Source organism: Paenibacillus sp. sg306046 (assembly GCF_059821225.1).
The window spans coordinates 128,124-155,121 of record NZ_JCAMRT010000010.1; the positions used below are offsets into that span (position 1 = coordinate 128,124).

Sequence of the window (26,998 nt, forward strand, 5' to 3'; positions counted from 1 at the left end):
CAGCCCTCCGTATGGAGGGCTGACTACATTCGGCAGAAGGAAGTGAGCATGATGAATGTTTCTTATCTACGCAGCTTTATCGTGATGTGCTTAGCCCCTGCGCTCCTTCTCTACGCATTGTTCGTATTTGTGCCGGTCATCTGGTCGGCCTACTACGGATTTTTCGATTGGAAAGGGATCGGAGCGGCCAAGTTTATCGGCCTCGACAACTATATCGAAATTGCCAAAGACCCGATTTTTTGGCGGGCGCTCAAAAATAACTTGATCTTTGTACTGGCCTCGGTGTTCGGTCAACTGCCGATTGCGCTTGTGCTGGGCATTTTGCTGTCCAAAAATAACGGTGTTCAACGGTTTATCCGCTCGGCGGTATTTATGCCGATGGTGCTGTCGTCGGTTGTCATCGGGATGATCTGGCAATATATGTACCACCCGCAAATCGGGATTTTGAACTTCCTGCTCGATAGCTTCGGCTTGTCCGGCTGGAAGCTGCAGTGGCTGTCCGACCCGAAAATCGCGATTTTCTCGCTGACGCCGCCGCTGGTCTGGAGCTTTGTCGGTCTTTACTTGATCTTGTTTATTTCCGCGCTGCAAAATATCCCCGGCGATATTCACGATGCGGCTAAAATCGACGGCGTCCAAGGGCTGCGCAAGCTGATTACGATCACATTGCCGATGATTTGGGGAACACTGCAGGTAGCGATTATTTTATGTATTTCCGGCAGTCTGAAGTCGTTTGATTTGGTGTACGTGATGACGAAGGGCGGCCCGGCGCATGCGACCGAGCTGCTGGCTACGTATATGTATAACTCGACCTTCTCATCCTACCGGTATGGCTTCGGCAGCGCGATTTCCACGTCAATCGTCCTGCTAAGTCTAGTGTTTATCGGCATTAGCCAATGGCTGACCCGCCGCAAAGCGGACGCTTAACGCCGCCATAGAAAGGAGGAGTATGTATGCAATCATCTGTTACCTTGCAAAAATGGAGATCGGGCTTGCTCTGGACGCTGCTCACCTTGTATGCGGCGCTGACGCTGTATCCGCTGTTCTGGCTGTTTATCAGCGCCTTTAAGTCAAATGCCGAGTTTTACAATAAGCCGTTCGGCTTGCCTGTCAAGTGGAGCTTCGACAACTTCGTGCTCGCCTGGCAGTCGTCCAAGATGGGCGTTGCGTTCGGCAACTCCGTGCTCGTTTCGATTGTCAGTCTGGTGCTGACGTTGTTCATTACGGCGCTCGCCGCGTATGCGCTGGCCCGGCTTAAATTCCGCTTCAAAGGCTTGATTCTGACCTTCTTCGTGGTGGGGATGCTTATTCCGATTCACAGCACGCTTGTTCCGCTGTTTATTATGATGAAGCAGCTTTCGCTGCTGAATACGTATTGGGCGCTTATTTTGCCCTACACGGCGTTTGCGCTGCCGACCGCGATTTTCGTGCTGACCGCTTATCTTGCTACGATCCCGAAGGAAATCGAAGAAGCGGCATTTATTGACGGTACAGGCTTGTGGGGTGTTTTCTGGCGCATTATGCTGCCGATTTCGCTGCCTGCGCTGTCCACCGTAACGATTTTGAGCTTCCTGCATTTCTGGAATGATTTCTCGTTTGCGCTCGTGTTTATAAGCAAATCCAGCCTCAAAACGCTGCCGCTCAGCATTGCCAACTTTGCCGACGGCTACCAGACCGACTTCGGCCTGACGCTCGCGGCGATGACGCTGGCGGTGCTGCCGACGATTGCCGTCTACCTGATTTTCCAGGAGCATGTCATGAAAGGCATGACAGCAGGCGCAGTCAAAGGGTAAACTGGGCATAAGCGCTGCCGGGCGGCAGTGAAATTAGCGGAGGCGAAGCCAAGGCAGAACGGAGGATGCGGATGTTGACCTGGATGAACGAATCGCTGCGGCGCAAGCTGTCGCTGTTCATGCTGATTACGACGCTGCTGCCGCTCGTTTCCCTTGGCTGCTTTGCGTACATCATTTCTTCCCGCAGCACCGAGCAAAAAACGAAGCAGTCCGGCATAGACACGCTGGCCCAGATGGGCGCCAAGCTGCAGTTTATTGTGAAGGATGTTGAAAATATTTCGATTTACTTGATCGGCCTGCAGGATATCCAGGAAGGGATGAAGGGGCTGCCGGAGGATAGCGCGCTGCGAACGCGTATTTTGGGCATGATGACCAATCTCGTTTATTCCAAAAACTATATATCCAGCATGACGATTTATCCGTCCAACGGTGCAGAGCCGATCTCTACCGCGGCCAGCTATTATTCGGAGCTGAAGCTTGATTTCAATCAGGTGGTGAGCAAGCAATGGACGGGCCGCTACAAAATTGAAAATTACGCGGGCACGCGGCAGGTCATGTCTTTTGTCCGGCCGCTTCGCGCTGCGGGCACGTACCAGACGCTCGGCTGGCTGGTCATTAGTCTGGATGAGGAGGCTGTGTCGCGCAACTGGACGGAGCCTCAACTGATCGAAGGACAGGGACAAGTCGTGCTGCTGAATGAGCGAGGGGACATTTTATCGGCGACGGACAAGCGGCTGCTTGGCGCCGACGGGAACCGTTTCCCCCGGCAGCTCGTGAATACGATGGGGCCGGGCTCGGGCGCGATGACGGTCGGTGAAGGAAGCGATCGGCAGACGTTCCTGCATTACCGCGATGAGGCGACAGGCTGGACGCTGGTCGGCGTCATTCCGTTTGACCTGTATTGGGCGGAAAACCGCTTTATTCTCGTGCTGACCGGGGCGGCTGTTGTCGTGTCGGTGCTGCTGACCGTCGGGCTGACGCTGTTTGTCGTGCAGAGGGTGACCAACCCGCTCCGGGCGCTTACCCGGCTGCTGACGAAGCTGAATCCGGATGAGCCGCTGCCGATTTATCCGATCGGTTCACCGGACGAAATTGGACGGTTGGCGGCCAGCTACAATAAGCTCGGCACGCATATTGAATCGCTCAAGCTGCGGCTGATTCATCAGGAGTCGCGGAAGAAGGAAGCGGACATGCGGGCGCTGCAGGCGCAAATTAACCCGCATTTTCTTTATAATACGTTATCCTCGATTCACTGGATCGCACTGATGGAGGATCAGCAGCGGATCGCCGAGATGGTCGGGGCGCTTAGCGATTTTCTGCGCTTCAGCTTGAATCGCGGCAAAGAATATTGCCACGTCGCGCAGGAGCTGGCCCATATCCGCAATTATGCGGTCGTGCAGTCGATCCGTTTTCCCGATGAGTTCGATGTGGACTTCACGGTCGACGAAGAGCTGAATCAGGCGTTTATGCTCAAGCTGCTGCTGCAGCCGCTCGTCGAAAATGCGATGATTCACGGCATTCAGCAGAAAGGCGCGAAGGGGCAAATTTCGATTCACATTGAACGCCAGGGCATGCTGATGAGCTTTATGGTGCTGGATGACGGGGTCGGCATGTCGACCGAACGGCTGGAGCAGGTGAGAAGCAGCTTGCATGCGGCGGAAGGGGAGGCGTCCTCCGAGGCCAGCTATGGGCTGCGCAACGTGCATGAGCGGCTGCTGCTCCATTACGGGCTGGAGTCCGGGCTGCACCTGGAAAGCCGGGAGGGCGCAGGCACCCGCATTTCATTCACAATTCCGAGATTGGAGGGGCCGCAGTATGAAAATCATGATCGTCGATGACGAGGTTATTATCCGCACCGGATTGGCGAAGGTGATCAAGTGGCAGGAAATCGGCATCGAGCTGCTTGAGCCTGCGGCCTCGGCCGAGGAAGCGTTGCGGCGGATGGAGGAGGAGCGGCCGCATATTTTGCTGACGGACATCCGGATGAAGGGGAAAACCGGGCTGGAGCTGGCGGCTGAGGCGAAGCTGCTGCTGCCTGATCTGGAGGTGATCGTGCTGTCCGGCTACGATGACTTTGCCTATATGCAGCAGGCGATCCGACAGGAGGTCAGCGATTACTTGCTCAAATCGAGCCGCCCGGATGAAATTATGAAGACGGTCTTGAAGGCGCGGCAGCGCATCGAGGAAAAGTGGCGACATCTGAGCGAGGATTACCATAAAAACAAGGAAGTACGCAACCGGCTGTTCGAGCGCTTGGTCATCGACGGCGAGGCAGACGGTGTGGATGCTCAACTGCTGAGCGCCTATTTGCCCGGATTATTCCAGCGCGGACCGGAGCAAGCGGCTCTGCAAACGCTGATCGTGGCGGCCGACGGCTGGGGCGCTTCGGCGTCTGCCGAGTCGCTGCTGCTGTTTGCCGTGACGAATATGCTGGCCGAGCTGCTGCCGTGTGAAACGCACATTCAAAAGAAGCGGATTATTGTCGTCGTTCGGCTGGAGCAAGGCAGCGCGGGCGGCGGGGCGGCGCATCAGACTGTGCTGAAAAAAATTGAGCGCCAGCTCAAGTGCAGCCTGTTTTTGGCGGCGGGCGACGCGGTTGCCGATCCGGCCAAGCTGCACCACTCCTACGCCACGGCTGACTACGTGTTCGGCTACAAGCCGCTGCTGCCTGTGCATACGCTGGATTACAGCGAAATCGTCAAGCGGCGCGGCGCCAAAACGGTATGCACGCAGGAGGAGGAGCAGCGGCTGTCGTCGATTTTGCTGGAGCATGATCCGGCGGCGCTCAAGTCGTGGGTGAAGCGGTACGTGCAGGAGCAGCTTGATGATCCCGACATGACGCTGGAATCGCTGGAGTCGCTGATCCGTTCGGTGGCGTTGTCGGCGCATCGCTGGCTGGAGCGGGTGCTGACGGCGACTGGGCGTACGGGGGCTGCAGACCGTCAGCGGGAAAATTTGCTGCTGAAGCGCGGCTTTGCTCCGCTGGACGTGCTTTACCAGCATCTGAACGGCATTATGAAGCTGTATCATGAGCAGCTTGGCCAAGGCCAGGCGACACATGCCCAGAAGGCGATTGCGTATATCGAGGAGCAGATGGGCAACGATATCGGGCTGCAGCAGGTAGCGCGGTTCGTGCATCTTCACCCGAACCATCTGAGCGAGGTATTCAAGAAAGAGGTCGGCATGACGTTCGGCGATTACGTGACCCGTCAGAAGATGCGCCGGGCGATGGAGCTGTTGGCCGTCTCTCCGGCCAAGGTCGGCGAAATTGCCGCGCGGGTCGGCTTCGAGGACGTGAAATATTTCAGCCAGGTGTTCAAGAAATTTACGGGCAAGACGCCAAGCGAATATCGCGAGGAGGCGGCGCAGGCCGCAGTTCGCTCCGGGCAGCCGGAGTAGCTTATGCACATATAAGGAGAGAAACGCGCATGGAATTGACAGGCTTGTGGAGAATTCAGCATTACGATGTCGGACAAATGAAGCCGCTGGAGGTGGCGTCGGCCTGGCTGGACGACCGCTTCTGGATAACAGCCCGTGTGCCGGGGGATGTGCACTCCGCCCTGATCGAGCGCAATCTGATTGACCACCCGTACTTCGGCCACAACGATGCGAAAAGCCGCTGGATCGAGCAGAAGGAGTGGTGGTACCGGACGAGCTTCGATTACAGCAAGGAGGACAGCGAGGAGAAGCACGAGCTGATCTTCGAGGGGCTGGATACGTTTGCGACTGTCTTTGTAAATGGACTGGAAATCGGCAAAACGGATAACATGCTGATGGGCCATTCGTTTGACGTGACTCGTGTGCTGCGTCAAGGCAAAAATACGATTGCGGTCCGCTTTGATCCGCTTTATTTGCATAACCGCGACAAGGAGCAGTTCCAATGGTCGTCCTATACGAAGGAGCGTCCGTGGCTGCGCAAGGCGGCGATGAATTTTGGCTGGGACTGGGGTCCGCGTATGGTGACGGTCGGCATCTGGGGCAAGGTACATGTGCGGCGCAGCCGCTCGGCGCGGCTCGACAGCGTGTTCGCCCGGACGACTCTGGCTCATGCGGAGGCCGCCCGCGTGCTGGTCAATGTGGAGCTGACCGCCTACCGCCGCGACCAGCAGCGGACATGCGAGCTGCGTCTTATTTCCCGCGAGGGTGAGACGGTTGCGGAGGCGCAGGGCCAGGTGCAGGGCAAAAATGGGCAATTCGAGCTGAATGTAGCGGAGCCGCGGCTGTGGTGGACGCATGATCTCGGCGAGCCCTATTTGTACCGGCTGGAGGTTGTGCTGCGAGCGGACGGCCAGGAGGTGGACCGCTACAGCAAGCCGTTTGGCATCCGGATGATCGAGCTGCAGCTGACGGACGAGCAGGGCCGACATGCGTTTGCTTTTCTGCTGAACGGCGTGAAGCTGTTCGCCAAGGGGGCGAACTGGATTCCGGCAGACCATTATATCGGGGCGATTCCCGATAGCCGGTACCGCGATCTGATCGAGCTGTCGGTCGAATCACATATGAATATGCTGCGTGTCTGGGGCGGCGGTATTTATGAGAAGGACGTCTTCTATGACGAGTGCGACCGGCTTGGCGTGCTTGTCTGGCAGGATTTTGCCTTCGCTAACGCCTTGTTTCCGGATTTTAACAAAGACTTTATGGACAATGTGCGCCGTGAAGCGGTCTATAATGTCAAGCGGCTGCGCAACTACGCTTCGCTTGCGCTCTGGTGCGGCAACAATGAAATAGATTGGCTGTATGACATGAAATCGGCGGGCGGCGATATTACGTGCCCATTCTACGGCGAAGCGATTTATCACGAGCTGCTGCCGGAGGTGCTGGAGGAGCTGGACGACAGCCGCGCTTACTGGCCGTCCTCGCCTTACGCAAGAGAAAACGGGTTCGATGACAACGATCCGGCGATCGGCGACCGCCATAACTGGCAAGTATGGCATGGCTCCGTTTATCCGCGGCTGTTTGGCGAAGCGCCGCTGCTGGATTACAGCATCGAAGGCGTGACGTTCCGCAATTACAAGAAGGACTTCACGTTGTTCAGCAGTGAATTCGGCATGCATGCGTCCGCGAACCGGTATACGCTGGAGAAAAACTTGCCGCCGGGCGAGTTTTATTGGGGCAGCGTCGAGATGGCGTACCGCAACAAGGATACGAATCATCAGAAGGGTATTTTGCTGATGGAGGGTTATACCGGCATTCCGCAAAACATCGAGGAATATATGAATTTCTCCATGCTGACGCAGGCGGAAGGGCTAAAGTACGGTATTGAGCATTACCGCCGCAACAAGGAGCGCACCAGCGGCACGCTTGTCTGGCAGCATAATGACAGCTGGCCGGGGACAAGCTGGTCGATGATCGACTATGAGCTGCTGCCCAAGGCGTCGTTTTATTACGCCAAGACGTTTTATCATCCGCTGCTGCTCACGCTGGACCATGAGCCGGGCGAGCCGCTGCAGGTGTGGGTCGTCAACGACCGGCCGGAGAGCTACAGCGGCGAGGTGACGCTGAGCGCGTACGACTTCGCGGGCAACCGCTTTTTTACACATGCCTTTGCTGCTGAAATCGGTGCGAACCGGTCGGTACGGCTCGGCAGCTTGACGGAGGCCGAGGTGCTGCAGGGCCGTCAAGCCGAGGAGGTGCTGATCCGTCTGGAGGCACCGGGCTGGGATGCCCCGGTCAATACGTATTACTTGCGCGATCCGAAGCAGCTCCGTCTGCCGCAGACGAAGCTGGAGGTAGCGGTGGATGAGCAGGCGCAAACGATCCGTATAACGGCCGCCGATGCCGTCGCCCGGATGGTCAAGCTGGACCTGCCGATCGGACATGTCCGCTTCAGCGACAACTTCTTCGACCTGCTGCCGGGCGAGCAGCGTACGGTCAGCCTGATCAATCCGCATCAGCTGCCGGTGCCTCTGGGAGCGCTGCAGGTGTCGGCGTTGAATCGCTTATAGCTTCAGCCATTTCCTGAACTTCCTGTTACGGCTTCCGCCGGGCAGGAAGTTTTTGTCGTTCTTTCGGATGGTTTGCTGGGGATGATGGCCGTTATTACGGCGGCGAAAACAGGTTGAATCAGTACGATTCCGCGTAAAAAAGAATGATCCCCAAACGGGAAAGCCGTTGCTGCACAAGGGTTTGTGCCACTGCAAGCAATTGGTTGCCCGAGTACGATTGCCAGTTATAAGAGCGATTCCTATACTTAGAAATGCAAGCGCTTCACGAATCGCGGAGCTTGGCGGACAGACGCAGCAGTAATGGCTTGCATGACCACAACAAGCTGCGAGGCCGGATGACAAGGTTTACGAAATATGAGCCAGGAGGACAATTTATGAAAACTTATCCAAACACGCTGGCCACGAGCCGCCCGGCGGTGCGCAAGCAGCCGCAATGGCTGCGGGATCTGGTCCGGGACAAGCTGCTGTACCTGCTGCTGGCGCCCGGCATCCTCTACTTCATTATATTTAAGTATGTGCCTATGACCGGATTGATCATGGCCTTCCAGGAGTACAAGCCGCACATCGGCATCCTGAACAGTCCGTGGGTCGGACTCGACCACTTCTACCGCTTCTTCAGCGAACCGCAATTCGGGATGCTGTTCCGCAACACGCTGCTGCTGGCCGTCTACAATCTGGTGTTTTTTTTCCCGCTGCCGATTGTGCTGGCGCTGCTGCTGAATGAGGTTCGCCGCGAGGTGTTCAAGCGAGTCGCACAGACGCTGCTGTATTTGCCGCACTTCGTATCATGGGTTGTCGTCGTCGGTATTTTCTACGTGCTGCTGACTACAGAAGGCGGCGTCGTCAATGAAATGATCGCCAGAGCCGGGATGGAGAAAATTCCATTTCTGCTTAGCGAGGAATGGTTCCGCTCGATGATTGTGATTCAGACGATCTGGAAGGAAGCGGGCTGGGGCACCATTATTTTCCTCGCTGCGTTGTCCGGCGTCGATCTGCAGCTGTACGAGGCGGCCCGGATGGACGGGGCAGGCAAGTGGAGACAGCTGTGGCACATTACGCTGCCAGCGATTCGCAGCACGATTGTTATTTTGTTTATTCTTCGTCTGGGAACGTTTCTGGACAGCGGGTTCGAGCATATTTTCCTGATGCTGAATTCGATCAATCGCGAGGTCGGAGAAGTATTTGACACCTACGTGTATATGAAAGGGCTGACACAGGCACAGTACAGCTACAGCGCGGCCGTCGGTATGTTCAAATCGCTGGTTGGGCTGGTGCTGGTCATCGGCGCCAATACATTGGCGAAGAAATTCGGTGAAGAGGGCGTTTACTAGCTCATTTACGAACTGAAACACAGAAGGAGGAGAGCTTCATGAAGCAAGAGGACCGCACATGGACCGGCCGGCTGTTTAACGGAGTCAACACGCTGCTGCTGCTGCTCGTTTCGTTGCTTGCTATTGTCCCGTTTCTGTATATTATTGCTGTATCGTTTGCTTCTCCCGAGGAGGTGGCTCAAGGCGGGCTGCTGCTGTTCCCGAGCACGTTCACACTGGGCGCTTACAAGTATATTTTCTCGACCGATACGATGACGCGCAGCTTGCTGGTGTCCATCTATGTGACGGTGCTCGGCACGCTGATCAATCTGCTGTTTACTTCGCTGATGGCGTATCCGCTGGCGAGAGCGACGCTGCGGGGCCGCCGCCCGATTATGCTGATGGTGCTGGTCACGATGCTGTTCAGCGGTGGTATGATTCCGACGTACTTCGTTGTGAAGTCGCTCGGCATGATCAACTCGTACTGGTCCTTGATGATTCCATCGGCCATCAGCGCCTTCAACCTGATCGTACTGAAAAATTTCTTCCAGCAAATTCCCGACGGGCTGGAGGATTCGGCTAAAATCGACGGCTGCAACGATCTGGGCATCCTGTTCCGCATCGTGCTGCCGCTGTCGATGCCGGCGATGGCAACCTTCGGTCTCTTCTACGCCGTCGGCCACTGGAACACCTTCTTCAATGCGGTTATGTACATCAATGATTCGGAGAAGTGGCCGGTCCAAATTGTGCTTCGCCAAATTATATTGCTGTCGCAAAGCCAGATCGGGGACAGCGTCTCCCAGCAGGACCCGACGGATTACATGCCGCAGACGATCCGAATGGCATCCATTGTCGTTGCGACCGTGCCGATTGTGCTCATTTATCCGTTCCTGCAGAAGCATTTTGCCAAAGGCGTCATGCTTGGCTCCGTCAAGGGCTGATTTTGCAGGCTTCCTCATAAAAGATAAAAAAGCTGGACTATTCCAAGGAGGGTTTGATCTTATGAACAAACAACGCAAGGTGTTCGCGGTTATGGCTTGTCTGCTCGCGGCGGGAAGCTTGGCGGGCTGCTCGCAGGGCAGCTCTGAGACAAGCAGCGGTTCGTCCGATGGCGCAGCTGCGGCCAAAACGCCGCTCAAGGTGACGATTGCGACGCCGCAGGTCGGGGAAGCTCCCAAGAAGGACAGCGAAATTATTCGCGCCATCGAAGCCTACACCCATTCGACGCTTGATATTCAGTGGATTCCGGCGGCCGCCTTCGAGGACAAGAAAAATATTATGATCGCATCCAACGAAATGCCCAGGGCTTTCAAGCTCACGTATAATGCAACAACGCTGAATGCGATTGAATCCGGCCTGTTCTGGGACATTACGCCGCTGCTCAGCCAGTTCAAAAATTTGTCAGCTGTCAATGCTATGCATTATGATAATATCAAGGTCGACGGCAAGCTGTACGGGCTGCCGCTGTACCGGGACATCGGCCGTGCGGCCATCGTCTATCGCAAGGACTGGTTTGACGCGCTTGGCATTAAGAAACCGGTTACATTGGATGACTGGTATACAGCGATGAAGGATATTGCACTCAAGGACCCGGATAAAAACGGGCAAAACGACACCTATGGATTCTTCATGGACCGCTCGTTTAACGATCCGGCTTCCAGCGCTGCGTTCATGACCCGCCTGGCCGTATCCCAGGGGGCGCCGAACAAGTGGGGGGTGGAGAACGGAAAAGTGATACCGGAGTTCATGTCCGCTCCTTATGTGGACACGATGAAGCTGATCCGCAAGCTGTACCAGGATAAGCTCGTCAATCAGGATTTCTCGGTCGTACAGGCCGCAGATGCGGACAACAAGTGGAATGCGGGCAAGGTCGGCATCCGGGTCAATACGGTCGCTTCGGCGGCAGCTACCTCGTACACAAATGTAGTCAAGGCTGTGCCGAACGTAGTTGTAGATGTGGAAGCGTTTGCGGGACCGCAGGGCTTGCGTGTGCCTGCTGAGCCGGGCAACAACGGATTTTTCGTCTTCCCGAAATCGAGCGTGAAGGATGAGGCCGAGCTGAAGCAAATCCTCGGATTTTTCGACAAGCTGCTTGACCCGGAGATGTCCACGCTGCTGACCCGCGGCATCGAAGGCAAGCACTTCCAGAAGACGGCCGACGGCAAAGCGGAAATCAAGGATCTCGCCTTGTTTAACCTGGAGGTCAAGCCGTTCCGCGACAGCCTGCCGTCCTTCGAGGTAACGGGCAACGGGCTGCCGCTCAAGCTGAACGAGCTTCAGGACAAAGGCTGGAAGGTTGTCGCCGAAAATCTGAAGCATGTCGTGCCGAATGTGGCGCTGACGCTGAATTCAAAAACTTACAGCGCGAAGGGCGGAGAGCTGGACAATCAGATCCGCGACGCCCAGACGAAATTTATGGTTGGCAAAATTGATGAAGCAGGCTGGAACGCCGAAGTAGACAGATGGCTCAAGGCGGGTGGAAGCGCTGTTATTGAGGAATATACCGCCGCGTACAACAAATTAAAGAAATAAAAGCGAGGAGCAGTGGAGATGGAGAAGACATGGACCGAACAAACCGCTTATATCAACGGGAGCTGGCTGCCGCAAGGCAGCCGGAACACCAGGGATCACTATAGCCCGATTCACGGGGAACGGCTGATCGGCCGCAGCCTTGATCTGACGCTGGAGGATGTGGACGCGGCGGTGGAAGGCGCAGCGCAGGCGCTGCCGATCTGGTCGGCGCTGCCGTCCGTTCAGCGCGGCGCGTTTCTGTACAAGGCGGCTCAGCTGCTGGAGGAGCAGGTTGACGAGATCGCCCGTCTGGCGACCATCGAGATGGGCAAGCCGATCCGCGAGGCGCGGGGCGAGGTGCTGCGCGGGGTTGCCCTGCTCCGCTACTACGCCGGCGAAGGCTCGCGCAGCGTCGGCGAGGTGCTGCCGGCATCGGACGGCGTCTCCCATCTGTACACGACCCGTGTGCCGCTTGGCGTCACCGGGCTGATTACCCCCTGGAATTTCCCGGTAGCCATTCCGATCTGGAAAATGGCGCCTGCGCTGATCTACGGCAACACGGTCGTCTGGAAGCCTGCCGAGCAGGCGACGCTGACGGCTGCAGCGATCACACGTCTGCTGCATGAGGCGGGTTTCCCGCCGGGCGTCGTTCAGCTCGTCAGCGGTCCCGGCTCGCTGATCGGCCAGCGGTTGGCCGATCATCCGGGCATTACCGGCATCTCCTTCACCGGCTCGGATACGGTCGGACGGCGTATCGCCCAGTCCGCTTCTGCCCGCCATGCGAAGTACCAGCTGGAGATGGGCGGCAAAAACGCGACGGTGGTGCTCGCTGACGCCGATCTGGAGCTGGCGGCCGATACGATTATCAGCGCGGCGATGCGTTCTGCCGGGCAAAAATGCACGGCGACAAGCCGCGTCATCATCCAGCGCTCCATCAAGGAAGAGCTGACGGCCAAGCTGGTAGACCGGGCGCGTTCAATCCGGCTCAGCGACCCGCTGGAGGAGGATTGCTACCTCGGTCCGGTCGTTTCGGCCAAGCAGCGCGATTCGATTGTCGCTGCGGTGCAGCAGGCGGTGCGGGAAGGCGCGCAGCTGCTCGCCGGAGGGCAGGCTCCGGGACAGGCGGAGCTGCAGCATGGCTGGTATGTAGAGCCGACGATTGTGGCCGGGGCTTCCCCGCAGTCGGCGATTGCCCAGGAGGAGCTGTTTGGTCCGGTAGTGGCCATCTTCGAGGTGGACAACCTGGACGAAGCGATTGCGATGGTGAATGAATCTCGCTACGGACTGGCCGCCGCGATTTTCACTCGCGATTCGCGCAGCATCCACAAGTTTGTGCAGCAGGTGGACGCCGGGCTGGTCAAGGCCAACTCCGAGACGGCGGGCGTTGAGCTGCAGGCGCCGTTCGGCGGCATGAAGCTGTCCAGCTCGTATTCCCGCGAGCAGGGCCGCGCGGCGATTGAATTTTTCACGCAGGTCAAAACGGTACTGATTACACCATAACCTACTTATCACCTAATTTATCACCTTACACCTGAAACGAAGGGGAGCGAAGCTGTGTCAACGATTAATTGGAGTGAGAAGCTAAGCGCGGTTTCCGCGATTCATATTACACCGTTCGACGAGGAGACGCGGGCGATTGACTGGAACGGGCTGAAGGAAAATATCGACGGCCTGCTGGCCGTCGGTACTCAGGTGATCGTGACCAGCGGCAATACGGGCGAATTTTACGCGCTGACGCTGGAGGAGGCCAAGGAAGTGACCAGGCGGGTCGTCGAGTGGGTCGGCGGCCGGGCGGTGGTCATCGCGGGCATCGGTTATTCGGTGGAAACGGCGATTGACCTGGGCCGCTACGCGCAGGAGGCCGGCGCGGACGGCGTCATGATCCATCAGCCGATCCATCCGTATATGACGACGCCGGGCGCGCTGGCTTATTATCGCAAGGTCATTGACGCGCTGGACATTCCGTCGACGCTTTATTTGAAAAATGAGCATATTTCCGACGATATTTTGCTGGAGCTTGCTCCGCTGGAAAAATGCGTCGGTGTGAAATACGCGATTAACGATTTGCCGCGTTTCGCGCAAACGGTGCGGAAAATCGGGCCGGAGTATGGAGTAACGTGGATTTGCGGCACTGCGGAGAAGTGGGCTCCGTTTTTCTACCAGGCAGGCGCAACCGGCTTTACATCCGGCTTGATCAATGTGCTGCCGCAGGTGACGCTCGGGATGGAGAAGGCGCTGCGGACAGGCGACTGGCCGACCGTTTGGTCCCTGTGGGAAGCGGCGCTGCCGTTCGAGGACTTGCGTGCGAAGTACCAGGCGGGCAACAACGTTGTCGTCGTGAAGGAAGCGATGGAGCTGTCCGGATTGCGGGCCGGTGTAACTCGCGAGCCGGTCGAGCCGCTGAATGAAGCGGACAAGCAAATTTTGCGCAGCATCGTGGAGAAATGGAGCGTGCTGGGATGAGCTACCAGGACGCGATTCGCCGGGCTGCCGAGCGGACATTGGAGCTGAGCTTTACGCATTCCGAGGAGCCGGGAGGTATTCGCTGGAGACGCTGGGACTGGTCGATCGGCGTAGCGTTTTATGGGGTGTGGCGCGCTTGCGAGGTATTGGGCGATTACAGCTGGGCGGAGCGAGCCGGTGAATGGGTGAACGCAAGGCTCGACAGCATTGAGAAAATTTGCGTCAATAGCAACTCGCCGCTGCTGCCGATGCTCAAGCTGCAGGAGCGCCGGCCGCTGGCTGCCTATGATGCTTTGTTCCGGACGTTCGACGATTACCTGATGACAGGCGGACGAAGGACAGCCTCTGGCGCACTGGAGCATACGGTTCTGGACAACAATTGGGCCGATCAGGTGTGGGCCGATACGTTGTTTATGAGCTTGCTGTACATGGCTCAGCGCGGGCTGCAAACCGGCCGGGAAGCGATGGCAGTGGAAGCGTACCGCCAGCTGGAGCTGCATACGCGTCTGCTGTTTGACGCCGATCAGCAGCTGTTTTACCACGGCTGGAACGATGCGGAGCAGCGCTGGATCGGCGTTCACTGGGGCCGCGGCAATGCGTGGATGACAGCGGGCATCGTCGAGCTGCTGGAGCTGTCGCCGGCGCCGCAGCCGGGCGAAGACGCCGTCAAGGAGGCGCTTCACCGCCAGCTGGAAGCGCTTCAGCCTTTGCAGGACGAATCTGGCTTGTGGCGTACCGTACTGAACGACAGCTCGACGTATCTCGAATCGTCGGCAACGGCTGGCATCGCCTACGGCGTGATGAAGGGAATCCGGCTCGGGTTGATTGATCCGAAGTTCCGCACAATGGGCGAGCGGGGCATGCAAGCCGTGCTGCGGGCGGTGGACGCGCAAGGCAATGTGACAGGCGGCTCCTCGGGAACGCCGGTCAAGGCGGATGCGCAGGCTTACAATCAAATTGCATACGAAGTGACTCCGTTTACGCAAGGGCTTGGCTTGCTGGCGCTTTGCGAAGCGGTACAAGGAGGATTAACCGATGAAGCTTAGCATTACCGATATTCGGCTGACGGTGGTCGGCGTTCCGCGCCACACCGGCTTTGTCAGCAAGCATGTGATGGTGGAGCTGGATACGAACGAAGGCTTGACAGGCATCGGCGAGATGTCCGACTTCTCCCATCTGCCTTATTACTCGCTTGATGTGGGCGATCTGCGCCAAGTGCTTGGCTCGATTCTGAAGGGCCGCAATCCGTTTGATATTTCGCCGATCAATAAGGAGCTGTCGGCGCATTTCCCGGAGACGATGTTTTACTACGAGAAGGGCAACTTTATCCGCAACGGCGTAGACGCGGCGCTGCATGACCTGTGCGCCAAGGCGCTTGGCTTATCCGTCTCCGACTTCATCGGCGGACGGCTGCAGGATCGGATCAAGGTATGCTTCCCGATTTTCCGCCACCGGTTTATGGACGAGGTCGAGGAAAATGTGGCGGTTGTGCGTACCCGTCTGGCCCAAGGCTTCGATACGTTCAGACTGTATGTCGGCAAAAATCCGGATGCGGATGAAGCGTTTATGGACGCCGTCAAACGCGAGTTCGGCTCGCGGGTGACGATCAAGTCGCTTGACTTCAGCCACTTGCTGGACTGGAAGTCGGCGCTGCAGATCGCGAAGCGTCTGACGCCGTATGGCGTGCAGCTGATCGAAAGCCCGGCGCCGCAAAACGATTTCGAAGGCTTGAAGCAGTTCCGGCTCAAGTCGGAGCATCCGATCAGCGAGCATGTGTGGAGCTTCCGCCAGCAGTCCGAGATGCTGCGTCATGATTCGGTCGATATTTTCAACATTTCGCCGATTTTTATCGGCGGGCTGACGGCGGCGCGCAAGGCGGCGGCAGCGGCTGAGGTGGCTGGCCGCGGCGTGCTGATCGGCACGACGCAGGAGCTGTCGGTCGGCACGGCGGCGATGGCCCATCTGGGCGGCGCGCTGGTCAACCTGAACTATACGTCCGATCCGACGGGTCCAGAGCTGTACGTCGGCGATGTCGTGCGCGAATCGGTGCGTTATGAAGACGGATACCTGATGCTGCCGGACCGCAATTTGCCGGGACTCGGCATGGAGCTTGACCCTGCGAAAATCGCCCAATATCGCGTTGACGATTTGAGCTGGGGCACCCAGTCGGTTCACCAGCTGCAGGACCGCACTTCGCAAACTCGCAGCTAGGAGGCGGCTGGCCTCCGCGCCCGCGTGCGGCCTTCGTTCGTTGAACTTGTCGTCAAGCCCCGCTCCCGAGCGGGGCTTCTGTTGTCTGGAGAAGCGAACGTAGGAGGCGAGCTACGCAACAACGACGCTCCGCACCTCTTCGTCCAGGCTGCTTGCTCTGGTGAAAAGATACCCAGCTGTGACGGTCGGTGAGCAATCTGCTATAATGAAAAAGAAAGCGTTGTCAATTCACGGGCATAACCGCTGCCGGGGGGAGGAGCCGCAAGATGCCAAGCTATTTGCACCGGCTGCTTGTATTTACGATGCTGGTGGCTTCTATTCCTGTTATGTTGATCGGGGCTTTCTCCTATCATATCGCAGCACGCGACAGTGAAAATAAAGTCAAGGAAGCGAGTGACCAGCTGCTGCTCCAGAACCGGATGCGGATCGAGCAAATACTCAAAAGCGTGGAAATGGCATCCGTACAATATCTCAGTTCGGCAGCCGCCGAGGAATCGCTGTTTGCTCCGTTGACGGCGGATGATTTCCAGCGCATTCAGGCGCTTGCCAAAGGCTTGTATAACTTGCACTCGCTGCCGGGGGTGACCGATTCGCAGCTGCTGAACGTGGAATGGAGCTGGATGATCAGCAAGCTGGGTTTTACGTCGCTGGCCGAGTTCAAGGAGCCGGGCGTGCTTGGGCAATACGGAGAGCATGCCTCCAACATGTTCTGGATCACGTCCGGCTTGGGCGAACCCGACAGCAGCGAGCCGGAGCCGGCGGCCGCTGGCGTACGGCTGGTGGTCAAGCTGCCGATGATCAAGCCTTCCCAGCAGCCGAAGGCGCTGCTGCTTGTTGATTTGGCGGACGCGGAGCTGGCCTCTGCGCTGGGGCAGGAGGCAGGCTGGGGGAGCCGGTACGTGCTGAACCGTCAAGGGCAGCCGATTTTGAGCAATGCCGGAGCTGACCCGCTGCCGCCCGGTTTGCCGGGCAAGCTGAAGGCGGCCGACGCGGATGCCGAGCCGGGCGCAGGCACAGGTTATCTGGAGCTGAATCAGGCTGCCGTCAGCTACCAGACCTCTCCATATAACGGCTGGACGTATGTATCCGTTGTGCCGCACAGCGAAATTACGCGGGGCTCCACGAAAATTGCGCTGCTGACGACTGGCGTCTGCCTGGTTATTTTGCTGCTGATTTCGGCGTTCGCCTATTACGGCACCAAGCGGATGTACAAGCCAATCGGCAAGCTGGCGGCCTTGCTTGAACGGCTCGCTCCGGAGGCTCCGTCTGCGCGCAAGCAGGACGAATTTGTGGTAATGGAGCAGCGAGCCGAGGGGATGTTCCGCAGCCGCGCCGAGCTGCAGCAGCAGCTGCACGGGCAGCGGCTGCAAATCAAGGAGCATCTGCTGCTCAAGCTGTTTCTGGGCAAGCTGACGGAAAGCGAGTTTGCGTTCAAGTGCGAAGCGTATGGCTTTGCAAAGCTCGGCAAACGCTTCGGCGTGCTGGCGCTGCAAATTGATACGCTCCAGGGGACGCGTTATACGGAAAGCGACAAGGAGCTGCTGCTGTTTGCGATTCACAACATCGTATCCGAGGCCGTGCCTTCGAATCAAATGGTCGGCAATGTGCTGCTGGACCATGCGCAGGTTTCGCTGCTGCACAGCGAGGCGGAGGACCTCGATGAGCTGCGCGAGCAGTTTTACCGCACGGCGGAAACGATCAAATCGCATATTGATCAGCTGCTGCAGCTCAAGGTCAGCATCGGCATCAGCCACCCGTTCGTCCGCTGCACCGATGCGACAGGCGGCTACGCGGAGGCAAGCGAGGCGCTGCAGCACCGGATTCGGCTCGGCTACGACCTCATCATTCATTATGAGGATATCCATACGGCCGGAGACCGTCAGGACGTGCCGATGACGGCGTTTACGCAGCAGGAGGATGCGGTCCTGGCTGCGTTCAAGGAAGGCGATGCGGAGGCGGCGGGCGAGCAGTTGGACCGTTATGTGGCGGCGCTGACAGAACGGGGCGTCGGGTTCAACGACTACCAGATGCTGCTGATTCAGCTCATTACGCGGCTGTATCAGCTTGTCCGTCAGCAGGGCGGGGCGCTGGACCAGCTGCTCGGCGTGCCGTCGGCCACACGCAGCTTTATGAAGCTGACTACGGTGGAGCAGGGAACGGCGTGGTTCAAGCGCGAGCTGGTGCCGCCGGTGATGTCCTTTTTGCAGGAGCGGGTGGAAGGGCAATATTTCAACCTGGCTCAGCGGGTGCTGGAAATGATTCATAGCGGGTATGGAGCCGATCTGACCCTGGAATCGTGCGCCCAGCGGCTGAATCACCATCCGGTTTATGTCAGCCGGGTGTTCAAAAAGGAAGTCGGCGTCACCTTCATGGATTATTTGACGGAATACCGGATGAATATGGCCAAGAGCTGGCTGCGCAGCACCAATCTGAAGATTGCGGAAATCGCCCAGCGGCTGCATTATGCCAATGCAACCGGCTTTATTCGCACTTTCCGCAAGCTGGAGGGCATGACGCCGGGACAGTACCGCGAGCAGCATTCGGAGACGCAATAGGGCGGCTGCACGTCTTGTTTGCGTTGCGTGGTCCGGATCGCGAAGGAGCGCTGCCGATCGGCCGGGCTTGCGCAGGCAGCATGTTACGCCCGACTTATGCCCGACTTATGCTCGGCGTTAACCTTTGTTAATGAAACGGGGCGCGCAATCCGCTAAGCTGGCATCAGACGATCAGGCACAGCATGCCGCGCCGCAGCCCGGCGACCGGCGGAGCCGCTTTGAGGAGGACATCATTTATGAAACTTACCGAACAGCATGTGTTAATTACCGGGGGCGGGAGCGGCATCGGATTGGCGCTGGCCCGGCAGCTTGTCGCGCGAGGCAACGAGGTCATTATTGTCGGCCGGGACCGGGAGAAGCTGGCTGCTGTCAAGCAAGCAGAACCGGCGCTGCATGCCTACAGCTGCGATATTAGTCTGGAGCATGAGCGGCTGCAGCTGCTTGAATGGCTGGAGCATGAGCACCCGAAGGTAAACGTGCTGTTTAATAACGCCGGTATCCAGCTTGTCGGCCGCTACGATGCCAAGCCTATGCCGTCGCTGGAGGAGCTGCAGCAAGAGATGGACATAAACTTCACAGCGGCGGTTCGCTTAATCGCGCTGCTGCTGCCTTCCTTCCTCGGCAAGCCGGAGGCGGCGATTATAAATGTAACGTCAGGGCTGGCGCTTGCTCCCAAGGAAAACGCTCCGGTTTACTGCGCCTCCAAGGCGGCTTTGTCCTCCTTTACCCGCACGCTGCGCTACCAGCTGGAGCCGACGCGGGTTCAGGCGATCGAAGCGATGGCGCCGTTGGTTGATACGCCCATGACCGCAGGCAGAGGAAGGGGCAAGCTTGCGCCGGAGGCATTTGCCCGCGAGGTTATCGCCGGGATCGAACGCGGCCGGCCTGTCATTTACGGAGGCAAAGTGAAGTGGCTGCTCTGGCTGCATAGGCTGGCCCCGTTTTTCACCTACCGGTTGCTGCGGCGGGGCTGAGCCGGGCAGCTTATGCCGGCCGGATGGTTGCTGGGGCAGGCGGATATGGAATTTTAATGAAGAAGGCGAAGGAAATCGGCAAGTCTGCGGCGAAGTAGGAAGTCAGGGGATAGAGACTGCGGAGAAACCGCTTACGATCGAAAGGGTGCTTGCGATGAAAATGGTGTTTCGTTGGTACGGGGAAGGGAATGACACCGTAAGCCTGAAGCAGATCAGGCAAATTCCGGGCGTCGAAGGCATCGTGTGGGCGCTGCATGATGTGCCGGCCGGTGAAGAATGGCCGATGGATAAAATCATGGCTTACAAGCAGCTGTCCGACGAGTCGGGCTTGCATCTGGAGGTTGTCGAAAGCGTTAACGTTCACGAGGACATCAAGCTCGGCTTGCCCTCGCGGGATTTATACATCGACAACTACAAGCGGACGATTGCGAAGCTGGCCCAGGTCGGCGTCAAAACGATCTGCTACAACTTTATGCCGGTGTTCGACTGGATTCGCACCGATTTGTTCAAAGAGCTGGAGGACGGCTCGACGGCGTTGTTTTATGAGAAGGCGAAGGTTGACGGGATGAACCCCGAGGAGCTGGTCCGCCAGATCGCCGATACGCCGGACTTTACGATGCCGGGCTGGGAGCCGGAGCGGCTCAAGCGGCTGTCACCGCTGTTCGAGGCGTACAAGCGTGTCAGCGAAGAAGATTTGTGGAGCAATCTGCACTATTTTCTGGAGCAAATTATTCCGACAGCCGCCGAGCACGACATTAAAATGGCCATTCACCCGGATGATCCGCCCTGGTCGATTTTCGGCCTGCCGCGTATCATGACGGGCCGCGATTCCATCCGTCGGCTGTTGTCGCTGGTGGACAGCCCGTATAACGGCGTGACGTTGTGCAGCGGCTCGCTCGGCGCGAATCCGGCCAATGACATTCCGGCGATGGTGCGGGAGTTCGCCGACCGGATTCCGTTCGCCCATATTCGCAATGTCCGTGTGTACCCGAACGGTGACTTCATTGAAACGTCGCACCGGGCGCAGGACGGGACGGTGGATATGTGCGATATTGTGAAGGCGTATCATGAACGCGCGTTCACTGGCTATGCGCGGCCTGATCACGGCCGCCATATTTGGGATGAAAAATGCCGGCCGGGCTATGGACTGTATGACCGGGCGCTTGGCATTATGTATTTGTGGGGCATATGGGATTCGCTGGAGCGGACGAAGGGAGCGGTTGTGTGATGCAATTACCGATTCATGAGCAATTAAAGGGCCGGGTCGCTGTGATTACCGGCGGCAGCGGCGTCTTGTGCGCAGCGATGGCGCGCGAGCTGGGACGGCAAGGCGTGCGGGTCGCGATTTTGAACCGGACTGCGGAGAAGGGAGAGCAGATCGCGGCGGAGATCCGCGAGGCGGGCGGTACGGCGATTGCGGTCGCCTGCGACGTGCTGCATGCGGACAACGTCCGCGCTGCAGCGGCGGTCGTGGAGTCGGAGCTTGGCCCATGTGATATTTTGATCAACGGGGCGGGCGGCAATCATCCGCAGGGCAGTACAACGAAGGAGACGTTTGCTCCAGAGGATTTGCTGAACCCGGAGTTACGCACGTTTTTTGATCTGACCGAGGAGGGCTTCGGCTTCGTCTTCAATCTGAACTTTCTGGGCACGCTCATTCCGACGCAGGTATTTGCCAAGCAGATGATTAACAAGCCGGGCGCGGTTGTCATCAATATGTCGTCGATGAGCGCGCCGAGTCCGATGACCAAGGTTCCGGCCTACAGCGCGGCCAAAGCGGCGATCGACAATTTCACCCAATGGCTGGCCGTCCATATGGCCGACGTCGGCATCCGGGTGAATGCGATCGCGCCGGGCTTCTTTCTGACGGAGCAAAACCGCCGCCTGCTGACGAACGAGGACGGCAGCCTGACGGAGCGCTCGCATAAGATTATGACGCATACCCCGATGCGTCGCTTCGGCGAACCGGGCGATCTGCTGGGCACGCTGCTATGGCTGGCCGATGACCGCGCCTCCGGATTCGTAACCGGCATTACGGTGCCGGTGGACGGCGGCTTTATGGCGTATTCCGGCGTATAAGGGCCGGAGCTTTTCTTTGAAACCCAATGAAAGTCGCGGACTTGTCACTGCCGTTCCGTCCAGCCGCCTGCTGACCGGGACGGCCTCCGCTGCCTGAACATCCCGTTTGAGGGATGTTTTTTTGCCGTCAGGGCATACTTTTTGTGAACATGGCTTGTCAGGTATAGCCGAAATTGTTTTTTGTTAAGAAAACATGGAGATATTTATTTACAAATGGTCAGTTTCAATTTATATTAAAGTTAAACAAATGGTTCAATTCCATTTTTACAAAATTTCAGCGGACAAGCTCTGCTGGAGCCACCGAAGTGCAGGCAGTATCGCATTCACATGACTAATTCAAAAAAAGGGGTAAGCGGAATGAAAAAAGGATTAATCTCGTTAGCAATTGTAAGTGCCATGATGTCCGTTGTCGTCGGCTGCGGCAACAGCAGTACGGGTGCGGGCGGCACGAAGGATTCTGCGGGCGGAGCAAGCACGCCGGCGCCGGCGGCAGCGAAGTTCCAGATCGGGATGGTTACGGATGCGGGCACGATCGACGACAAATCGTTTAACCAGGGTACTTGGGAAGGGCTGCAAAAGGCGGGCAAGGAATTTGGCCTGACAACGAAATACTTGAAGCCTGCAGGCACAACGGAGCCTGATTATCTGAAGGAAATCGGCAACCTGTACGACGCCGGGTTCAAGTTTATCACAGCGCCGGGCTTCAAATTTGAAACGGCGATCTTCAAAGCGCAGGAAAAATACAAGGATGCGAAGTTTGTCCTGATTGACGGTTCCCCGCATGCAGGCGACAACAAAGCTGCTGTAAAGGAAAACACGGTTTCGATTTTCTTCGCGGAGCATGAGTCCGGCTTTCTGGCTGGCGTAGCTGCAGCCGTTCAATTGAAGGAAGCGGAAGCGGGCTTTATCGGCGGGATGGAAATTCCGGCTGTACAGAAGTTCAACTGGGGCTTCCAGCAAGGCGTGAAATATGCAAACGAAAAGCTCGGAACGAAGCTGACGCTCAAGCCTGAAAACGTTGTGTACCAAGGCAGCTTTGACAACGTAGCGGCTGGCTCTCAATTGGCGGCGCAAATGTATGACAAAGGCGTGAAGGCGATCTTCACCGCAGCCGGCGGCGTAGGCGTAGGCGCGATCAACGAAGCGAAGACGCGGGTCAAAGCCGGTAAAGACGTGTGGGTCATCGGCGTTGACGTCGACCAGTATGCGGACGGCGTATACGCGGACGGCAAGTCCGTCATCCTGACCTCGGCGATGAAGAAGCTGGACCAAGCCGCTTACGATATGGTTAAAGCAGAGAAAGACGGCAAATTCCCAGGCGGCAAAACGCTGACCTTCGACGCGAAAAACGACGGTGTCGGCTTGCCTGAGAAAAACCCGAACCTGACCGACGATACGGTTGCCAAGGTGAAGGATGTTACGACGAAGCTGAAAAGCGGCGAAATTAAAGTTGCAGCCGAAAAAGGCGATCTGATCAAGTAATCTGCGATGGCTGAAGCAATAAACGAATTAACCGAAGAGACGGATGTATGCCGTCTCTTTTTTTGAAGTTCGGCAGGAAGCGGCTTTTACCCGGGGAGGAGTCGAGAGGATGGACTATGTGGTCGAGATGCTGGGAATCCGCAAGGAGTTTACCGGCATCGTGGCAAATGACGATATTACGCTGCAGTTGAAAAAAGGAGAAATTCATGCGCTCCTCGGCGAAAACGGGGCCGGTAAGTCGACGCTGATGAGCATTCTGTTTGGCATGTACCAGCCGGATCGAGGGGTTATCAAGGTGAACGGCCAGGAAACCCGCATTGCCAGCCCCAATGTGGCGAACAAGCTGGGGATCGGGATGGTGCATCAGCATTTCAAGCTGGTTAGCAATTTTACCGTGACGGAAAATATTATGCTCGGCAATGAGCTGCGCAAGGGCGTCGTGCTCGATCTGAAAGGCGCGGCCCGGCGCATCGACGAGCTGTCCAAGCGATACCGGCTTAATGTGGACCCGCACGCCAAAATCGAGGATATTTCCGTCGGCATGCAGCAGCGCGTGGAAATTCTCAAAATGCTGTACCGCGATGCCGAGGTGCTGATTCTGGATGAGCCGACCGCGGTGCTGACGCCGCAGGAAATTCAGGAGCTGATCCGCATCATGCAGCGGTTGATCGCAGAGGGCAAGTCGATCATTATCATTACGCATAAGCTCAAGGAAATCAAGGCGGCTGCGCATCGCTGCACGGTCATCCGCCGCGGCAAAACGATCGGCACGGTCGATGTCGCAGCGACGAGCGAGCAGCAGATGGCCGAGATGATGGTTGGCCGTCAGGTGACGTTTAAGGTGGATAAAAAGCCAAGCCAGCCGGGCGACGTTGTGCTGAAGCTGGATCGGCTGACGGTCAACAAGACCAAAAACGTGCCGGGCTTGAAGGCGTTCTCACTGGAGGTGCGGGCCGGTGAAATCGTCGGGATTGCCGGGGTAGAGGGCAACGGCCAATCCGATCTGGTTGAAGCGATCACAGGCTTGCGCAAAATCGAGTCCGGAACGGTCGACTTCAACGGCTCAAGCATCGCGGAGCTGTCGATCCGCAAACGAATTCAGAGCGGGATCGGCCATATTCCCGAGGACCGGCAGAAGCGCGGACTGGTGCTGGATTATACGCTGGAGGAAAATATGGTGCTGGAAATTTACAACCGGCCGCCCTTTGCGAGCAAAGGTATCCTGAACAAGTCGAAGATTCGTTCCTATGCGGAAGCGATTTTGAAAAGCTACGATGTCCGCTCCGGAGAAGGGGCGACCTCCGTAACGCGCTCCTTGTCCGGGGGCAACCAGCAGAAGGCGATTATCGGCCGCGAAATCGAGCTGAATCCGAAGCTGCTGATTGCGGTCCAGCCTACACGCGGGTTGGATGTCGGCTCCATCGAATATATCCACAAGCGGCTGATCGAGCATCGCGACAAAGGCAACGCTGTGCTGCTCGTCTCCCTGGAGCTGGACGAAATTTTAAACGTATCGGACCGGGTGGCGGTTCTGAACAATGGGGAGCTTGTAGACACCGTGGTGACAGCGGAAACGACGGAAAATGAAATGGGCCTGATGATGGCCGGCGTGAAACGGGGTGAGCACGGATGAGAAACGTCGCCATATCCTTGATGGCTGTTGTGTTCGGCTTGCTTGCAGGCGCCGTGCTGATGGCGGTAACCGGACATAACCCGCTGCTCGGCTACAAGTTTTTGTTTGAGGGCGGCTTGAAAAACATCGAACGCTTCGGCAATACGCTGGCGACCGGAACACCGCTTATTTTTACAGGGCTGTCGGTTGCTTTCGCCTTCCGCACCGGATTGTTTAATATCGGCGCAGCCGGGCAAATGCTGTTTGGCGGCTTCTGCGCTACGGCGGTCGGGCTGAATGTGAGCGCGCCGGGTCCGCTGCTGCTGCTGTTGATGACGCTGGCCGGGATGCTCGGCGGCATGCTGTGGGCGTTTATCCCCGGCTTGCTGAAGGCTAAATACAATGTGCACGAGGTTGTATCGACGATCATGATGAACTGGGTTGCTTACTGGACGATTTATTACGCAGTACCGGCCTACCTCAAGGCGGAGTTTCTGGAAACGGAGTCGAAAACGCTGCCTCCCGAGGCGACGCTCCGGGTGCCGTTTCTGTCGGACATGTTCGGCGGCTCGTATGTCAACCTCGGCCTGTTTCTGGCTGTCATTACGGTGATCGTCATTATGTTTATCATCAATAAAACGACGCTCGGCTATGAGCTGAAGGCTGTCGGCTTCAACAAGCATGCGGCCGAATATGCCGGTATTGCCGTCAACCGCAGCATCGTGCTGTCGATGGTCATCTCCGGCGGGCTTGCCGGACTTGCGGGGGTCGTGCATTATGCGGGCAACGCGTCCAGCATCCAGATCGGCTTGCTGCCGACACAAGGCTATGATGGAATTGCCGTTGCGCTGCTCGGGGCAAATGCGCCGATCGGCGTACTGCTGTCCGCGCTGTTTTTCGGCTTGCTGTATTCCGGCCGCGGCTTCATGAATGCGATGACGGAAATTCCGCCGGAAATTGCGGATTCGATTATTGCGATTATTATTTATTTCGCGGCAACCAGCGTGCTGATGGATCGGCTGCTCCGGCGGCTTATCGCCAAAAAGCGTCGCACCGGACAATCGGCCGCATCCGGCGGGAAGGGGGAATAGTCTCATGTGGACAACGCTGCAACAAATTTTTCCGTATGCGATGATGTTCACGATCCCTCTGCTCATTACGGCGCTGGGCGGATTGTTCAGCGAGCGAAGCGGGATTGTAAATATCGGTCTGGAGGGACTCATGGTCGTCGGGTCCTTCGCGACGGCCTTTGTCGTCGTCAAGCTGAGCGACCTGTATCCGCATCAGCCTGCGGTGCTGTGGATCGGCCTGCTGGCCGGAGTTATCGTCGGCATCCTGTTTTCACTGCTTCATGCGTTTGCCAGCATTAACCTGAGCGCCAATCAGGTCATCAGCGGAACGGCGATTAATATGATTGCCGGCGCGCTGACGATTTTCCTGGCCCGCAACATGACCGGCAGCGGCAATATCCGCATTCAAAGCGGACTGACGCCGTTTGATGTGCCGTTTCTGTCGGACATTCCGATTATCGGCGATCTGCTGTTTACGAAGACGTATATGACGACCTGGATCATTTTGGCGATCGTGGCCATAAGCGCCTTTGTGCTGCGCAAGACAGCCTTCGGGCTGCGGCTGCGCGCGTGCGGCGAATATCCGCAGGCGGCGGAAGCAGCGGGGGTAAACGTGCGGAAGATACGTTACTTCGGCGTGATGATTTCCGGGGCGTTTGCCGCGCTGGGCGGCGGCATTTTGATTCTGACCATCGCCGGCGAATTTACCGGCAATGTGGCGGGTCTCGGCTTCCTGGCTCTGGCCGCGCTTATTTTCGGTCAATGGAGACCGGCTGGCGTATTGGCCGCCACGCTGTTTTTTGGCTTCGCCAGCACGCTCGCCAACGTATCGCAGGTTGTGCCGTCGCTGGCGGTTATTCCGCCGATTGTGCTGAAGGTGTTCCCTTACGTGGTTACCCTGATCGCACTTGTCGTATTCTCCAAGTCCTCGCAGGCGCCGAAGGCAGCCGGGGAAGTATTTGATTCAGGCAAGCGTTAAGCTCCGGCCAGGAA

20 protein-coding genes are annotated in these 26,998 nt (G+C 57.5%); all 20 read left to right on the plus strand.

What is annotated here, in order from left to right; genetic code table 11:
* Positions 1-48 precede the first annotated feature (48 nt).
* The 20 genes from AC6ROY_RS12505 (at position 49) to AC6ROY_RS12600 (ending at position 26,984) form a co-directional block, all read left to right on the plus strand.
* Positions 49-927, plus strand: coding sequence for a carbohydrate ABC transporter permease (locus tag AC6ROY_RS12505; RefSeq protein WP_500100791.1), 879 nt, complete (start codon positions 49-51; stop codon positions 925-927).
* Between the two features lie 26 nt (positions 928-953).
* Positions 954-1,793, plus strand: coding sequence for a carbohydrate ABC transporter permease (locus tag AC6ROY_RS12510; protein ID WP_500100793.1), 840 nt, complete (start codon positions 954-956; stop codon positions 1,791-1,793).
* A gap of 71 nt (positions 1,794-1,864) precedes the next feature.
* Positions 1,865-3,631: a cache domain-containing sensor histidine kinase gene (locus tag AC6ROY_RS12515; RefSeq protein ID WP_500100795.1), complete on the plus strand. Its 1,767-nt coding sequence runs from the start codon at positions 1,865-1,867 to the stop codon at positions 3,629-3,631.
* Complete coding sequence (locus AC6ROY_RS12520; protein WP_500100796.1) at positions 3,609-5,192, plus strand: response regulator transcription factor; 1,584 nt, start codon at positions 3,609-3,611, stop codon at positions 5,190-5,192. The genes AC6ROY_RS12515 and AC6ROY_RS12520 overlap by 23 nt, the downstream gene beginning before the upstream one ends.
* 29 nt (positions 5,193-5,221) lie before the next feature.
* On the plus strand, positions 5,222-7,738 hold the full coding sequence (locus AC6ROY_RS12525; protein ID WP_500100799.1) for a glycoside hydrolase family 2 protein: 2,517 nt from the start codon (positions 5,222-5,224) through the stop codon (positions 7,736-7,738).
* A gap of 374 nt (positions 7,739-8,112) precedes the next feature.
* Positions 8,113-9,069 (plus strand): ABC transporter permease, encoded by a 957-nt coding sequence (locus AC6ROY_RS12530; protein ID WP_500100800.1) that lies wholly within the window; start codon positions 8,113-8,115, stop codon positions 9,067-9,069.
* A 38-nt stretch (positions 9,070-9,107) separates the two neighbouring features.
* Positions 9,108-9,989: a carbohydrate ABC transporter permease gene (locus AC6ROY_RS12535; RefSeq protein WP_500100801.1), complete on the plus strand. Its 882-nt coding sequence runs from the start codon at positions 9,108-9,110 to the stop codon at positions 9,987-9,989.
* 61 nt (positions 9,990-10,050) lie between these two features.
* Positions 10,051-11,580, plus strand: coding sequence for an extracellular solute-binding protein (locus AC6ROY_RS12540; RefSeq protein ID WP_500100802.1), 1,530 nt, complete (start codon positions 10,051-10,053; stop codon positions 11,578-11,580).
* Positions 11,581-11,598: 18 nt separating this feature from the next.
* Entirely contained in the window at positions 11,599-13,059 is a 1,461-nt protein-coding gene (locus AC6ROY_RS12545; RefSeq protein WP_500100803.1) for an aldehyde dehydrogenase family protein, read from the plus strand.
* 54 nt (positions 13,060-13,113) lie between these two features.
* Positions 13,114-14,022 carry a dihydrodipicolinate synthase family protein gene (locus tag AC6ROY_RS12550; protein ID WP_500100804.1) on the plus strand — a complete coding sequence of 303 codons (909 nt, stop codon included), beginning with the start codon at positions 13,114-13,116 and terminating at the stop codon, positions 14,020-14,022.
* Positions 14,019-15,068, plus strand: a complete 1,050-nt coding sequence (locus AC6ROY_RS12555) for a glycoside hydrolase family 88/105 protein (RefSeq protein WP_500100805.1) — start codon at positions 14,019-14,021, stop codon at positions 15,066-15,068. The genes AC6ROY_RS12550 and AC6ROY_RS12555 overlap by 4 nt, the downstream gene beginning before the upstream one ends.
* Positions 15,058-16,233: a mandelate racemase/muconate lactonizing enzyme family protein gene (locus tag AC6ROY_RS12560; protein WP_500100806.1), complete on the plus strand. Its 1,176-nt coding sequence runs from the start codon at positions 15,058-15,060 to the stop codon at positions 16,231-16,233. Before AC6ROY_RS12555 ends, AC6ROY_RS12560 begins: the two co-directional genes overlap by 11 nt.
* A gap of 266 nt (positions 16,234-16,499) precedes the next feature.
* On the plus strand, positions 16,500-18,788 hold the full coding sequence (locus tag AC6ROY_RS12565; RefSeq protein ID WP_500100807.1) for a helix-turn-helix domain-containing protein: 2,289 nt from the start codon (positions 16,500-16,502) through the stop codon (positions 18,786-18,788).
* A 236-nt stretch (positions 18,789-19,024) separates the two neighbouring features.
* Positions 19,025-19,762, plus strand: coding sequence for an SDR family oxidoreductase (locus tag AC6ROY_RS12570; RefSeq protein WP_500100808.1), 738 nt, complete (start codon positions 19,025-19,027; stop codon positions 19,760-19,762).
* Positions 19,763-19,916: 154 nt separating this feature from the next.
* Positions 19,917-20,990, plus strand: a complete 1,074-nt coding sequence (gene uxuA / locus AC6ROY_RS12575) for a mannonate dehydratase (RefSeq protein ID WP_500100809.1) — start codon at positions 19,917-19,919, stop codon at positions 20,988-20,990.
* Entirely contained in the window at positions 20,987-21,841 is an 855-nt protein-coding gene (locus tag AC6ROY_RS12580) for an SDR family oxidoreductase (RefSeq protein ID WP_500100810.1), read from the plus strand. The genes uxuA and AC6ROY_RS12580 overlap by 4 nt, the downstream gene beginning before the upstream one ends.
* 357 nt (positions 21,842-22,198) lie before the next feature.
* Positions 22,199-23,323, plus strand: coding sequence for a BMP family lipoprotein (locus tag AC6ROY_RS12585; protein WP_500100811.1), 1,125 nt, complete (start codon positions 22,199-22,201; stop codon positions 23,321-23,323).
* A 109-nt stretch (positions 23,324-23,432) separates the two neighbouring features.
* Positions 23,433-24,956 (plus strand): ABC transporter ATP-binding protein, encoded by a 1,524-nt coding sequence (locus tag AC6ROY_RS12590; RefSeq protein ID WP_500100812.1) that lies wholly within the window; start codon positions 23,433-23,435, stop codon positions 24,954-24,956.
* A complete protein-coding gene (locus AC6ROY_RS12595; protein ID WP_500100813.1) occupies positions 24,953-26,026 on the plus strand; it encodes an ABC transporter permease in 1,074 nt (357 codons plus the stop codon). Before AC6ROY_RS12590 ends, AC6ROY_RS12595 begins: the two co-directional genes overlap by 4 nt.
* Positions 26,027-26,030: 4 nt before the next feature.
* On the plus strand, positions 26,031-26,984 hold the full coding sequence (locus AC6ROY_RS12600; protein ID WP_500100815.1) for an ABC transporter permease: 954 nt from the start codon (positions 26,031-26,033) through the stop codon (positions 26,982-26,984).
* Positions 26,985-26,998: the final 14 nt, after the last annotated feature.

Bases quoted from the DNA above. Each gene is read 5' to 3' on its own strand.
- AC6ROY_RS12505 (WP_500100791.1), top strand. From the start codon at position 49: ATGATGAATGTTTCTTATCTACGCAGCTTTATCGTGATGTGCTTAGCC.
- AC6ROY_RS12510 (WP_500100793.1), top strand. From the start codon at position 954: ATGCAATCATCTGTTACCTTGCAAAAATGGAGATCGGGCTTGCTCTGG.
- AC6ROY_RS12515 (WP_500100795.1), top strand. From the start codon at position 1,865: ATGTTGACCTGGATGAACGAATCGCTGCGGCGCAAGCTGTCGCTGTTC.
- AC6ROY_RS12520 (WP_500100796.1), top strand. From the start codon at position 3,609: ATGAAAATCATGATCGTCGATGACGAGGTTATTATCCGCACCGGATTG.
- AC6ROY_RS12525 (WP_500100799.1), top strand. From the start codon at position 5,222: ATGGAATTGACAGGCTTGTGGAGAATTCAGCATTACGATGTCGGACAA.
- AC6ROY_RS12530 (WP_500100800.1), top strand. From the start codon at position 8,113: ATGAAAACTTATCCAAACACGCTGGCCACGAGCCGCCCGGCGGTGCGC.
- AC6ROY_RS12535 (WP_500100801.1), top strand. From the start codon at position 9,108: ATGAAGCAAGAGGACCGCACATGGACCGGCCGGCTGTTTAACGGAGTC.
- AC6ROY_RS12540 (WP_500100802.1), top strand. From the start codon at position 10,051: ATGAACAAACAACGCAAGGTGTTCGCGGTTATGGCTTGTCTGCTCGCG.
- AC6ROY_RS12545 (WP_500100803.1), top strand. From the start codon at position 11,599: ATGGAGAAGACATGGACCGAACAAACCGCTTATATCAACGGGAGCTGG.
- AC6ROY_RS12555 (WP_500100805.1), top strand. From the start codon at position 14,019: ATGAGCTACCAGGACGCGATTCGCCGGGCTGCCGAGCGGACATTGGAG.
- AC6ROY_RS12560 (WP_500100806.1), top strand. From the start codon at position 15,058: ATGAAGCTTAGCATTACCGATATTCGGCTGACGGTGGTCGGCGTTCCG.
- AC6ROY_RS12565 (WP_500100807.1), top strand. From the start codon at position 16,500: ATGCCAAGCTATTTGCACCGGCTGCTTGTATTTACGATGCTGGTGGCT.
- AC6ROY_RS12570 (WP_500100808.1), top strand. From the start codon at position 19,025: ATGAAACTTACCGAACAGCATGTGTTAATTACCGGGGGCGGGAGCGGC.
- uxuA (WP_500100809.1), top strand. From the start codon at position 19,917: ATGAAAATGGTGTTTCGTTGGTACGGGGAAGGGAATGACACCGTAAGC.
- AC6ROY_RS12585 (WP_500100811.1), top strand. From the start codon at position 22,199: ATGAAAAAAGGATTAATCTCGTTAGCAATTGTAAGTGCCATGATGTCC.
- AC6ROY_RS12590 (WP_500100812.1), top strand. From the start codon at position 23,433: ATGGACTATGTGGTCGAGATGCTGGGAATCCGCAAGGAGTTTACCGGC.
- AC6ROY_RS12595 (WP_500100813.1), top strand. From the start codon at position 24,953: ATGAGAAACGTCGCCATATCCTTGATGGCTGTTGTGTTCGGCTTGCTT.
- AC6ROY_RS12600 (WP_500100815.1), top strand. From the start codon at position 26,031: ATGTGGACAACGCTGCAACAAATTTTTCCGTATGCGATGATGTTCACG.